General features: G+C 72.3%; 11 protein-coding genes. 9 read left to right on the top strand and 2 right to left on the bottom strand.

The window, feature by feature from the left end; genetic code table 11:
* Positions 1-44: 44 nt before the first annotated feature.
* The 7 genes from ABZ477_RS07370 to ABZ477_RS07400 all read left to right on the top strand — a co-directional run bounded on the left by ABZ477_RS07370 (position 45) and on the right by ABZ477_RS07400 (position 8,530).
* Positions 45-1,037: a cyclase family protein gene (locus ABZ477_RS07370; protein WP_360130205.1), complete on the top strand. Its 993-nt coding sequence runs from the start codon at positions 45-47 to the stop codon at positions 1,035-1,037.
* Positions 1,038-1,072: 35 nt separating this feature from the next.
* Positions 1,073-2,206 carry an FAD-dependent monooxygenase gene (locus ABZ477_RS07375; protein ID WP_360130208.1) on the top strand — a complete coding sequence of 378 codons (1,134 nt, stop codon included), beginning with the start codon at positions 1,073-1,075 and terminating at the stop codon, positions 2,204-2,206.
* Positions 2,203-3,207 carry an amidohydrolase family protein gene (locus ABZ477_RS07380; RefSeq protein ID WP_360130211.1) on the top strand — a complete coding sequence of 335 codons (1,005 nt, stop codon included), beginning with the start codon at positions 2,203-2,205 and terminating at the stop codon, positions 3,205-3,207. The genes ABZ477_RS07375 and ABZ477_RS07380 overlap by 4 nt, the downstream gene beginning before the upstream one ends.
* Positions 3,204-4,166: a fumarylacetoacetate hydrolase family protein gene (locus ABZ477_RS07385; protein WP_360130214.1), complete on the top strand. Its 963-nt coding sequence runs from the start codon at positions 3,204-3,206 to the stop codon at positions 4,164-4,166. Before ABZ477_RS07380 ends, ABZ477_RS07385 begins: the two co-directional genes overlap by 4 nt.
* Positions 4,167-4,349: 183 nt before the next feature.
* The gene (locus ABZ477_RS07390) at positions 4,350-5,267 is read left to right on the top strand and encodes an SDR family NAD(P)-dependent oxidoreductase (protein ID WP_360130217.1); all 918 of its coding nucleotides are present in this window, start codon (positions 4,350-4,352) and stop codon (positions 5,265-5,267) included.
* A 150-nt stretch (positions 5,268-5,417) separates the two neighbouring features.
* Entirely contained in the window at positions 5,418-6,917 is a 1,500-nt protein-coding gene (locus tag ABZ477_RS07395; protein WP_360130220.1) for an MFS transporter, read from the top strand.
* Between the two features lie 17 nt (positions 6,918-6,934).
* Positions 6,935-8,530 (top strand): GMC oxidoreductase, encoded by a 1,596-nt coding sequence (locus tag ABZ477_RS07400; protein WP_360130223.1) that lies wholly within the window; start codon positions 6,935-6,937, stop codon positions 8,528-8,530.
* 144 nt (positions 8,531-8,674) lie between these two features.
* Here the strand turns inward: ABZ477_RS07400 and ABZ477_RS07405 are convergent, their stop codons facing one another.
* Complete coding sequence (locus ABZ477_RS07405; protein WP_360130226.1) at positions 8,675-9,448, bottom strand: SDR family oxidoreductase; 774 nt, start codon at positions 9,446-9,448, stop codon at positions 8,675-8,677.
* A 107-nt stretch (positions 9,449-9,555) separates the two neighbouring features.
* Between ABZ477_RS07405 and ABZ477_RS07410 the strand changes: the two genes are divergently transcribed.
* Complete coding sequence (locus tag ABZ477_RS07410; protein WP_360130228.1) at positions 9,556-10,341, top strand: SDR family oxidoreductase; 786 nt, start codon at positions 9,556-9,558, stop codon at positions 10,339-10,341.
* A gap of 51 nt (positions 10,342-10,392) precedes the next feature.
* Here the strand turns inward: ABZ477_RS07410 and ABZ477_RS07415 are convergent, their stop codons facing one another.
* Positions 10,393-11,598 carry a S8 family serine peptidase gene (locus ABZ477_RS07415; protein WP_360130231.1) on the bottom strand — a complete coding sequence of 402 codons (1,206 nt, stop codon included), beginning with the start codon at positions 11,596-11,598 and terminating at the stop codon, positions 10,393-10,395.
* 148 nt (positions 11,599-11,746) lie between these two features.
* Between ABZ477_RS07415 and ABZ477_RS07420 the strand changes: the two genes are divergently transcribed.
* Complete coding sequence (locus ABZ477_RS07420) at positions 11,747-12,571, top strand: DUF6299 family protein (RefSeq protein ID WP_360130234.1); 825 nt, start codon at positions 11,747-11,749, stop codon at positions 12,569-12,571.
* Positions 12,572-12,673: the final 102 nt, after the last annotated feature.

Below are 12,673 nucleotides of genomic sequence, written 5' to 3' on the forward strand. Positions count from 1 at the left end.
TACGCGCAGCGAGCGAGACGAAACGCCACCCTGGAGGCACGGGCATGACCGGGCCTTCCGCCCAGCCCGCCGATCTCGACCGCCAGAACCCCGAGGCCGAGATCGCGGCGCGCGCCGAGGCATACCGCAACTGGGGCCGCTGGGGCGACGACGACCGCCTGGGCACACTCAACTTCATCGACGAGGCCAAGCGCCTCGAGGCGGCGGGGCTCGTGCGGACGGGCCGCGTCGTCTCGCTTTCGCAGTCGTTCGACATGAACGGCCCGCAGAAGGGCTGGCGGCGCCGGACGAACCCCGTGCATCTCATGATGGACACCGGATCGGATGCCGAGCGCGGCGCGCAGGGCTTCCCCCACGGCATCGGCGGGGCCGACGACCACATCTCGATGCCGCTGCAGTGCTCGACGCAGTGGGACGGCCTCGGCCACATCTTCGACCACGGTAACGCGTGGAACGGCCGCCGCGCGGGCGACGTCGTCACGAGCGACGGCGACCTCGTGACCGGCATCGAGCATGCGGCATCCGTCATCGTGAGCCGCGGGGTCCTGCTCGACGTGGCGCGGCATCTCCGTCCCGAGACGGGTGAGCTGGAGGACGGCTACGCGATCACGGCCGCCGACCTCGACGCGACGATCGCCGCGCAGGCGACGGAGGTCGGCCGCGGCGACATCGTCCTGGTCCGCACGGGCCAGCTCGCGCGCGCCCGCCGCGACGGCTGGGGCGACTACGCGGGCGGTCCTGCTCCGGGCCTGAGCCTCACGACGGCAGGCTGGCTGCACGCGAGCGAGATCGCGGCGATCGCGACCGACACGTGGGGCTTCGAGGTGCGCCCGAACGAGTTCGACGTGCCGGCGTTCCAGCCGCTGCACCAGGTCGTGATCCCCAACCTGGGCCTCACGATCGGCGAGCTGTGGGACCTCGAAGAGCTCGGCGGGGTGTGCGCGGCATCCGGCTCCTACGACTTCCTGCTGTCGGCCGCACCCCTGCCCATCACGGGTGCCGTCGGGTCGCCCATCAATCCCGTCGCCATCCTCTAGCCACCCCCCGAAGAGAAGAACAGAGAGGTTCTGACATGACTGCAGTCAGCAAGGTCGCGATCGCCGGCGCCGGCGTCGCCGGTCTCGCCGCCGCCATCCAGCTCGCCAAGGCCGGCGTCGAGGTCGACGTGTTCGAGGCCAAGCCCGAGCTGAGCGCCCTCGGATCGGGCATCACACTCCAGGGCAACGCCCTCAGGGTCTTCGATGCGCTCGGCGCGTGGGACGACATCCGCGCGGCGGGCTATCCATTCGTGGGCCTCAACCTGCGCGCTCCGGGCCCCGGTGCACCCGTCGTCGCGGCGCTGCCCGACGCGAAGCCGGGCGGGCCGGACTACCCGTCGACGATGGGGATGCCGCGCCCCGCGCTCGCCCGGATCCTCCTCGAGCACGCCGAGCGTGCGGGTGCGAACGTCCGGTTCGGCGCGAAGGTCACGTGGCTCGTGCAGGACGACGACGAGGTGGAGGTCTTCGTCGACGGCCGGCCCGCGGGTGTCTACGACCTCGTGATCGGCGCCGACGGCCTGAACTCCCAGGTACGCGAGCTCATCGGCATCGACACGAAGCCCGAGCCGACGGGCATGGGCATCTGGCGCTCCTTCGTGTCGCGCCCCGCCGAGGTCGAGAGCACCGAGCTCTACTACGGCGGCCCCGTCTACATCGCCGGCTACACGCCCACCGGCGACGACACGATGTACGCGTTCCTCGTCGAGAAGGCGCAGGACCGCTTCGGCGTCGGCGACGAAGAGGCCACCCGCATCATGCTCGAGGAGTCGCGCGCCTACGACGGTCCGTGGAACTCCATCCGCGCCGACCTCGAGGCGGGCGCACACGCGAACTACACGTGGTTCACGAAGCATCTCGTCGAGGAGCCGTGGAACCGCGGGCGCGTCGTCCTCATCGGGGACGCCGCGCACAGCTGCCCCCCGACGATCGCGCAGGGTGCGGCCCAGGGCCTGGAGGACGCACTGGTCCTGACCGAGCTCCTCACCCAGCACGACTCGCTCGACGACGACCTGTGGACGAGCTTCCACGAACGCCGCCTGCCGCGCGCCAAGGCCGTCGTCGATGCGTCGGTGCAGCTCGGCCAGTGGCAGATCGACGGCGACCGCGACGCCGATGTCGGAGGTCTCCAGTTCCGCATCGCACAGCTCATGGCGCAGCCGGTATGACGACCGACGTCCACGCACACCTGCTCCTGCCGGGACTCCACGCCGAGGTCGAGCGGCGCGTCCCCGAGCTCGTCGCCGAGGCCGCCGACCTCGAACGCCGTCGCAACGGCGTCGAGAGCCTCCAAGCCTCGGGGGCGATGATCGGCGCGCGCATCCCCAAGCTCACCGACCTCGGAGCTCGCCTTGCCGCGATGGACGCACAGGGCGTCGACCGGCAGTGGGTCAGCGTCTCGCCGAACCACTTCTACCCGTGGGCGCCGGAAGGACTCGCCGTGTGGGTCGCGATGGAGACGAACCGGCTCGTCGCGGCGCACGTCGCCGGGGCGCCCGATCGCCTCACGGGTCTCGGCGTCGTGCCGCTGCAGCATCCCGAGCGCATCGTGGAGTGCCTCGACGACGCGATCCTCGGCCGCGGCCTCGCGGGCGTGGAGATCTCGTCGTTCGCAGGCGACGTCGAGCTGTCCGACGAGCGTCTCGAGCCGTTCTGGGCGCGCGCGGCGCAGCTCGGCGCGATCGTGTTCGTGCACCCGTTCGGGTGCAGCCTCGACGAGCGGCTCGACCGGTTCTACCTCTCGAACACCGTCGGACAGCCCGCCGAGAACGCCGTCGCGCTGTCGCACCTGATCTTCGCGGGGGTGCTGGACCGGCATCCCGATCTGAAGATCGTCGCAGCGCACGGCGGTGGCTACCTCCCCTTCGCGGTCGGCCGATCGGACCGCGCGTGGCACGTGCGCCCCGAGGCGCACCGCTGCGAGCACGCGCCGTCGACGTACCTGCGCAGGCTCTGGTTCGACACCGTCGTGCACGACCCCGTGGCGCTGCGGCACCTCGTCGAGGTCGCCGGTGCGGCGCGGGTCGTGCTGGGCAGCGACTTCCCCTTCGACATGGGGCTCGACGACCCCGTCGCGTTCGTCCGCGGCGCGGAGCTGCCGGCCGAGCTCGTCGACCGGATCCTGTCCGCCAACGCCGAGGCGCTCCTCGAGTCGCGGGTGCGCGCATGAGGATCGCGCGGTGGGTCGTGCCCGGCACCGCCGAGGTTCTCGAGGGGTTCGTCGTCGAGGATCGCGTCATCCCGTTCCCCGACGAGCTCACGGTCGCCGACATCCTCGCGGGGGGACTGGATGCTGCCCACGCGGCGTTCGCGCGCGTCCGAGGCGAGGCGGGCACACCTCTGACCGACGTCCGGCTCGTCGCGCCCCTCGTCCCGGCGTCGGTGCGGGACTTCGTCGCGTTCGAGGAGCACGTCGAGGGCGTGAGCGCGTCGGTGGACGGCAAGAGCGAGGTCGTGCCGGAGTGGTACCAGGCGCCGACGTTCTACTTCACCAACCCGCACACGATCCTGGGTCCCGGCGAGCCCGTGAGCCCGCCCGTGACGCAGCGGCTCGACTTCGAGCTCGAGATCGCCGTCGTGGTCGGAGGAGCGGGCGGAGCGAACCTGACCGCGCAGGACGCGGCATCCCGCATCTTCGGCTACACGATCATGAACGACTGGTCCGCGCGCGACCTGCAGTCCCGCGAGATGAAGGTGCGCCTGGGCCCGGCCAAGGGCAAGGACTTCGGCACGAGCCTCGGCCCGTGGATCGTCACGGCCGACGAGCTCGCCCCGTTCGTCGACGGCGACGGCTTCCTCGCGATCCGTGCCGAGGTGCAGGTCAACGGCGAGCTCGTCGGCGAGGACCTGGTCTCGAACATGGGGTGGCCCTTCCCCGAGCTCGTCGCGTACGCCTCGCGCAACTCGCGCGTCCTGCCCGGCGACGTCCTGGGCAGCGGCACGGTCGGCAACGGCGGATGCCTCGGCGAGCTGTGGGGACGCGGGTCGAGCATCCCCGCCCTGGCGGAAGGCGATGAGGTCCGCATGGCGGTCGAGGGCATCGGCGAGCTCGTCGCGACGGTCGGCCCCGCCGTGCTCGCCCCCGAGCTGCCCCCGGCGCGGCCGCGCAGCCGCGCGCGGACGCGCTGAGCACTCGCCCGCGCGCTCGACGAGCGGAGGGGATTCGAGGGACGGAGGCTGTTCCGGCCGGATCGGCCCTCCGCACGTCGGTTCTCCTCCCCTCCTCGGGGCGAGTGGGAGACCGCCGCGCGCACGCGCTGACTTCCCGCGGGCGGGCCGGTGCGAGAGGCTTGGTCCGACTCGAGGAGGAGCATGGCCTACACGCGGGACTCGATCCCCGACCTGAGTGGCCGCATCGCCGTCGTGACGGGTGCCAACGGCGGGCTCGGCTTGGAGACCGCACAGGCGCTCGCCGCCAAGGGCGCGGTCGTCGTGATGGCCGCGCGGGACCAGGAGAAGGCGGCAGCGGCGGCCGCGCGCATCCGCGAGGCGACGCCGGAAGCCTCGCTCGAGATCGTCGAGCTCGACCTCGGCTCCCAGGCGTCGACGAAGCAGGCGGCGACCAACATCGCGGCGCGGCATCCGTCCGTGGACATCCTCGTGAACAACGCGGGGGTCATGGCATCGCCCGAGGGGCGCACCGTCGACGGCTTCGAGACGCAGCTCGGCATTGACCACCTCGGCCACTGGACCTTCACCGCGCTCCTGCTCCCGTCGCTGCTCGCCGCTCCCGCGGCGCGCGTCGTGACGGTGACGTCGACGGCGCACCACTTCGGGCGCGCGATCGACCCCGGCAAGCCGTACCCGCCCGGCCGGTACCAGGCGTGGCTCGCGTACGGCACCGCGAAGCTCGCCAACTACCACTTCGGCCTCGGCCTGCACGACAGGTTCGCCCGCGCCCACGTCCGGGCCGCAAGCCTCATCGCCCACCCGGGCCTCTCGCACAGCGATCTGCAGCTGCGGACCGTGCGCGAGGGCGGCGGCGGCCCGCTCGCGCCGTTCTTCGCCCGCGCCGCCGCGCGGACAGGCATGGAGCCCGCCGACGGCGCGATGCCGCAGATCAGGGCCGCGACTGATCCGGCCGCGGTGAGCGGCGAGTTCTACGGACCGCGGTTCATCAACAACGGCCGTCCCGTGCGGCTGGGAGTCCTCCGGCCGGGGCGCAAGCGGGCCATCGCGAACCTCTGGAAGTTCTCGGAGCACGCGACCGGCGTCGCGATCGACATCTGACCGGGATGAATCACTTTGGTTGAAAACTGACTGAAGATCACCTAGAATTGACAGTGACGCCGGGATCCCACGGGATCCGTTCCCGCCGCGAAGTCGCGGTCGGGGCACACCGAGTCGCGTCGACGGCCCGATCGATCGGGCGCAACGCGTATGCCCCTGACACCTCTGAGACTTCGCCTCCTCGTCATCTCGCTCCTCACCGTCTCCCTCCTCGGTGCGCTCGACCACACGATCGTCGCGACGTCGCTCGCGACCGTCGCCGGTGACCTCGGCGCCCTCGGGCAGATGAGCTGGATCGTCGTCGGCTACACGCTCGCGAGCACCGTGCTCCTGCCCGTGCTCGGCAAGCTCGGCGACATGGTCGGCCCGCGCTGGGTCTTCCTGACCTCGCTCGCCGTCTTCCTCCTCGCCTCGCTCGTCTGCGGCTTCGCGCAGGACATGGCGCAGCTCATCGTCGCGCGGATCGTCCAGGGCATGAGTTCGGCGGGCCTGCAGCTCATGTCGCAGACGATCGTCGCGCAGGTCACAACCCCCCGGGAGCGCCCGCGCTACCTCGCGATCATCGGCGCCGCGTTCCCCATCGCGATCCTTATCGGCCCCGTCCTCGGCGGCGTCATCACGGACTACTGGGGCTGGTCCTGGGTCTTCTGGATCAACATCCCCTTCGGCCTGGCGGCGCTCGGGCTCGCGCTCGTCGCGATCCCGCACATCGAGCCGGGCGGCCGCCGCCGCTTCGACTACGCCGGATCCATCGCCTTCACGGCGGCGCTCGTGGCACTCGTGCTCGCCGTCACGTGGGTCGGGTCGATCGGGATGGGCGCAGCATCCGTCGTCGCCTTCGCGCTGTCGGCGATCGCGTTCGCCGCCTTCTTCCTCATCGAGCTGCGCACCGACGAGCCGATCGTGCCGCTGCGGCTCTTCCGCAGCCGCACCGTGTCGGCCGGCATCGCGCTGTCGGCGATCATCGGCGTGGGCCTGTTCTCGGTGACGGCGTACCTGCCGACGTACTTCCAGATGGCCTACCGCACGAGCGCGACGGTCTCGGGTCTCGTCCCCATCGCGACGGTGTTCGGGATGCTGGTGGCCAACCTCGCGACCGGGTGGCTCGTGAGCCGGACGGGCCGCTACCGCGTGTATCCGATCATCGGCACGGCGCTCGCGGCGGCGGGCCTGTCCGCCATGTCGCTCCTGCCCGTCGGCGCGCCGCTGTGGGTGCCGATGATCCTCATGGCCGTCGTCGGCGTCGGCACCGGAGCGTTCATGAGCCTCGTGATCGCCGTCGTGCAGAGCGCCGCGCCGCGCCGCGAGACCGGCGCGATCACGGCGACGATCAACCTCGTGCGCCAGGTCGGCTCGACGGTCGCGACGGCCGTCATCGGCGGAGTGATCGCGGTCGGCGTCGCGGCGGGACTGCCCGGGGGCCTCGACGCGTCGACGCTCACCCCCCAGTCGGTCCACGCCGCGTCGCCCGCGCTCCAGGCGCAGGTCGCCGACCTGTACGGCGGCGTCCTGGCACCCGTCTTCGCGGCGCTCGCGATCGTCTACGCGCTCGGCATCGTCGCGGCGGTCCTGCTTCCCGTCGGGCGGCTCTCGGACGAGCACGATTCCCAGCCCGCGCCCACAGCATCCACCGAACCTCTCACCGCGTGACACCCGAGGAGCACTCCATGTCGCACACCCCCACCATCGCCGTCGTCGGCAGCGGGCCGATCGGCTCCGCGTACGCGCGCCTGCTCGTCGAGGGCGTCCCCGACGCCCGGGTCGTCATGTTCGAGGCGGGCCCGCAGCTGACCGCCGTGCCGGGCGAGAGCGTCCGCAACATCGCCGACCCCGCCGAGAAGGAGCGCGCCCGCGAGCGGTCGCAGGGACCCCAGGCCGGGGACTTCCGCGAGTCGCTCGGCATCCCCGCCGGCGTCGTCGTCGAGGGCATGTTCACGGCGCGCCAGGGCACGCACCTCATCGACTTCGGCGGACCCGGCTCGGGCCACGCGCCGACCTTCCCGGCCGCCGCCGCCGCGACGAACGTCGGCGGGCAGGGCGCGCACTGGACGTGCGCGACGCCTGCACCGGCGTTCAGCGAGCGGATCGGGTTCATCGCCGACGCGGAGTGGGACGAGCTCATCGCCGTCGCCGGCGACCTGCTGCACGTGCAGAGTGCAGCCTTCGCCGACTCGGCCGTCGGCGGAGGCATCCGGTCCCTCCTCGAGGAGGAGTTCGCCGGCGAGCTGCCCGAGGGCTACGGCCCCGGCACCCTCCCCGTCGCGGGCGACCCGCAGCCCGACGGCTCGATGCGCTGGGCCGGCGCCGACGTCGTGCTCGGGCCGCTCATCGATCCGTCGTCGCCGCTGTCGGAGCGGTTCGAGCTGCGCGACCTGTCTCTCGTCCGCCGGCTCGAGCTCGAGGGCGACCGCGTGACGGGCATCACGGTCGAGGACCTCCGCACGCGCGAGACGTACGCCTTCTCCGCGGATGCCGTCGTCGTCGCCGCGGACGCCTTCCGCACTCCGCAGCTGCTGTGGGCCTCGGGCATCCGCCCCGAGGCTCTCGGGCACTACCTGACGGAGCACCCCGTCGTCATCTCGACCGTTGCGGTCGACGCCGACAAGATCGGCCGCTTCGCGACGGAGGCCGATCTCGATGCAGAGATCGCGCGGCGTGCGCACAACCCTGCGGATCCGGTCGCGGCGGTGAACCGCATCCCGTTCTCGGAGCCCGACCACCCCTTCGCGCTGCAGGTCATGTACGCCGAGAACCCGCCGTTCCAGCTCGACCCTTCGCACCCTCAGGCGGGCAACAAGTGGGGCTACGTCAACATGGGCTACGGCATGCGCAAGCGGCCGCGCTTCGAGGACGTCGTCACCTTCGACGACGACGAGCTGGACTACCGCGGCTTCCCGAACATGACGATCGAATACGCGCTGACGGATGCCGAGACCGCCGAGATCGAGGCGGCCACCGAGCGACTCCGCCGCGCGGGCGGGGCCATCGGCGAGTTCGTCGCCGAGCCGCGGCTGCTGCCCAACGGCTCGAGCCTGCACTACATGGGGACCTACCGCGTCGGCCAGGCGGACGACGGCACGTCGGTCGCCGACCCGTGGTCGCGCGTGTGGGGCGTCGAGGGTCTCGTCGTCGGCGGCAACGGCACGATCCCGACCGCGAACGCCATGAACCCGACCCTCATGAGCGTCGCGATCGCCGTGCGCGGCGCCCGCAGGCTCGCCGAGGAGCTGTCGGGTGCGCTGGTCGCGGAGGCCGGGCGGTGACGCGGCGCGGGCACGGGCGGTCGTGAACCTGGCGCTCCGTCGAGCCGGCTCCGCGTGCGCAACTCAGGCTGGTTGTGACCAGGCGGGCCGAGGAAGCGCTGCCTGGGGCCTCGCGCGCCGATTCTGCCGGAGTTGCGAACGGGCTCAGCGGCCGGCGATGCGGTCGGACATGAGCTTCGCGCCCGCCGAGGACGTCGCGCCGCCGTCGACGGGGATCTCGGCCCCCGTCAGGTACGAGGAGGCGTCCGAGAGGAGGAACGCCACGATCCGGGCCACCTCCTCCGCGGCGCCGAGTCGCTCGAGCGGCGTCAGGGCGAGCTGAGCCTCGCGCATCGCCTCGGGCGCCTCGGCCGTCATCGGCGTCTCGATGAAGCCGGGATGCACGAGGTTGACGCGGATGCCGCGGCGCCCGAGTTCGGTCGCGGCCACGTGCGAAAGTCCGCGCAGGCCCCACTTCGACGTCGTGTATGCGACGGGATAGTGGGCGTTGAGCCCGGCCGACGACCCGATGTTGACGATAGACGAGCCGTCCGCCATGAGCGGCGCGAGGGCCTGCATCCCGAGCATGGGCCCCGTGAGGTTCACGGCGATGACCCGGTCCCAGTCCTCGCGCGACGTCTCGCCGAGCCGCGTGCGGTGCGTGATGCCGGCGTTGTTGACGAGCCCGCGCAGCGGCTCCCCGGCGCGCTCCTCGGCGAGCCAGGTGGCCAGTGCCGCCCAGGCGGACTCGTCCGTCACGTCGAGCCGCCGGTACTCGATGCCGGCGAGCTGGGCGGGAGCGGCATCCGACACATCCGTCGCGACGACCCGCGCGCCGGCGTCCGCGAGCAGCCGCGCCTCGGCCGCACCCTGGCCGCCGCCCGCGCCCGTCACGACCACGGTGCGTCCCTCGAGTCCGGGGTAGGCGGCGCTGCTCATGGCTCGACGGTAGCCTCGGCATCCGTCCCCCGGAACGGTGGATCGGTGATGCCGCGCATCAGCGATCGGCAGGCGCGACGGCGCCGCACGGCGGCGAGGATGGACGCATGAGCGACTCACCCCTCGCCCCCGCCCGCCTGTTCTCGTGCGCCGGGCAGGTCGCGATCGTGACCGGGGGCGGCTCCGGCATCGGCCTGGCATGCGCCGAGGCGCTCGCCGCGGCGGGTGCCCGCGTCGTCATCGCGGGCCTCGCGGCGTCGCAGCCCGAGCGTGCCGCCGCGGCTCTCGCGGACCGGGGCCTCGAGGTGGTCGGCATCCCGTGCGATGTGACGGATGCCGGCGACCTCGCCGGGCTCGTCGACTCGACCGTCGCACGCCGGGGCCGCCTCGACACGGTGCTCGCGAACGCCGGAGCGGCGCTCGACGATCCGAACCGGCCGGGCGCGATCGAGGCCCTCGACCGCATGTTCGACCTCCACGTGCGCTCGGTCGCGGCCCTCGCCGAGCTCTCGCTCCCCGTCATGGCGGAGGGTGACGGGGGAGCGTTCCTCGTCATGTCGAGCCTCTCCGGACTCCGCGGCAACCGCGTGCTGAGCGGCTACGGCGTCACGAAGGCCGCGAACGCGCAGCTCGCCCGCAACCTCGCGGTGCAGTGGGGCCCGCGGGGGATCCGGGCCAACGCGATCTCACCCGGAGTCATCGCGACCGACTTCGCGCGCCCCATCACGGATGATCCGGATGCTGCTCCCGCACGCCTCGCGAAGACTCCGCTGGGCCGCTTCGGCACTGCCGCCGAGGTCGCCGGCGCCGTCGTCTGGCTCGCCTCGCCCGCGGGGGCCTTCGTGAGCGGCCAGAACATCGTGATCGACGGCGGGACGCTCATCTCGGACTGAGCAGGGCGCCGCGCGCGGGGAGGCGGGAGGTCTGCTCCCGCCGGAACGCCGTCAGAAGTCGGCGACGTCCAGCAGCGGCTCCTTGACGGCGTCCGGGTCACCGGTCCAGTCCAGCGTGCCGGCAGCGACGAGCGCCGCACGGACCACGGCAGGCGTCGCATCGGGGTGGGCGGACAGGAAGAGCGCGGCCGCGCCCGCGACGTGGGGACTGGCCATCGAGGTTCCCGAAATGGAGCGGTACCCGCCCCCGCGCCACGTCGACAGGACGCACATCCCCGGCGCCGTCAGGTCGACGTCGGCTCCGTAGTTCGAGAAGTTCGCGAAGGTGTCGTCGAAGCCGGTCTGGCAGCTGGGGGTGCCGACGCCTCCCGGCTCGCCGTCGAAGTCGGTGATCGCCGAGACGGTGATGACCTCGTCGAAGGTCGCCGGCACGAAGCCCCCGGCGTCTGCGGCGGAGTTTCCGGCCGCGACGACGTAGGTGACTCCCGCTGCGGTGGAGCGGCAGATGGCCTCCCGCAGACCGTGGTCGGTGCACGACCCGGCGCCGCCCGCCCCGCCGAGACTCATGTTCGCGACCTCGATCGTCGCGGCTCGGGCGGTCACCCAGTCGATGCCGCAGATGATCGACGACCACGACCCGCCCCCGTTCGCGTCGAGGACGCGAACCGCCCACAGCCGGGCGCCGGGGGCGACTCCCACGACGCCCACGCTGTTGTCCTTGGCGGCGGCCGTCCCCGACACGTGCGTGCCGTGGCCGTTGAGGTCGGCGTAGGAGTTGTTGCCCTTGATGCAGTTGACGCCGCCGACGACGTTGAGGTCGCGGTGCTTGGCGTCGATGCCCGTGTCGAGGATGGCGATGTCCGCGTCGACGGTGCCGCGGCCGTCTCCCGCGGCGGCGGAGCTCTCGTCGGCGCCGACCCGGTCGATGCCCGGCGGCAGCGACTGAGCGCTCATCTGAACGTCGAGGTCGGGGATGACGGCGGCCACTTCCGGCTGCGCCGCGATGGCGGCCGCGGCCGACGAAGACATCGAGGCCGCATACCCGTGGAGGGCGTGCCGGTAGACGTGCGTGACCGAGGCGCCGCGCGACCGCTGGTGCTTCGCGGCGACCGTCCCGGGGTCGGCGCCGGGCTTCAGCGTCACGATGTACTTCTCCGCCGGGCTCGGTGCGGCCGCAGCGGTCGCCATCGGAGCCAGCCCGACGGACAGGGCCGCGGCTGTCGCGAACGAGATGACGGCCAGTCGGATGCGTCTCACGGGTTCTTCCCCTTTCGCAGCCGACCGGCGTCGGATGCCCCAGCCGTAGCGTGGACCCGCGATCCACGCCACACTACGAGGAGCGATCCGCGATGTGCCCGCTGGGGGCGGACGGTCGGATCGGTCCGATCAACAAAGGAGTAGGTCGATGAAACTCTCACAGCGCCTCGCAGCGGGCCTTGCCGCAGCGCTCGCCCTCACGGCGGTCGCGGGTTCGCCCGCCATCGCGGCGGTGCCGACGAACGATCTGTTCAGCGGCGCCGAAGTCGTCGGGGCCGTCCCCTTCACCACATCTCTCGACACGACAGAGGCGACGACCGACGCCGACGATGCCGAGCTGAACGCCACGTGCGGCGCCCCCGCCATGGATGCCAGCGTGTGGTACTCCTTCACCGCTGCCGCCGACGAGGCGTACATCGCAGACGCCTCAGCCTCGGACTACAGCACGGGCGTGTTCGTCGCCACCGGCTCCCCGGGAAGCTTCGAGGTGCTCGCCTGCGGCCCCGGCGGCGCCGCGTGGCAGGCGACCGCCGGTGCGACGTACTCCATCGTCGTCATCGACGACCAGTCCGATGGGGGCGGCAACGGCGGACAGATGGCACTCATGATCGACGTCGCACCTCCGCCCCCGGCGCTCGAGGTCACGGTCGACCCGGCAGCCCGCTTCGACTCCAAGACCGGATCGGCCATCCTCTCCGGCACGATGATGTGCGGGGAAGACGCCGCCTCGGCTTTCCTCGAGGCTCAGCTGACACAGCGCGTCGGGCGCGTCCTCATCCGCGGGTTCGGCGGCACCGAGGTCACGTGCGACGGCACGACCCGCCCATGGACCATCGAGGTGCTCGGTGACAACGGCCTGTTCAAGGGCGGCAAGTCCGCCACGGTGACCTTCGCGGCGGCGTGCGGGCTGGCGTTCTGCTCGGAGTACTTCGACGAGTCCACGATCCAGCTCAAGGGCAAGGGCAAGGGCTGACAGGAGCGGACCCGGTGCGCCGCATCGGCACGAGGCCACCGGGCTCCGCGCCCGGCATCGGCCGGAGGCCACGGTGCCCGGCGCGCGGCATCGGCACGAGGC

It is taken from the genome of Microbacterium sp. NPDC019599, from assembly GCF_040632175.1.
In the GTDB taxonomy this organism is placed as follows: Bacteria; Actinomycetota; Actinomycetes; order Actinomycetales; family Microbacteriaceae; genus Microbacterium.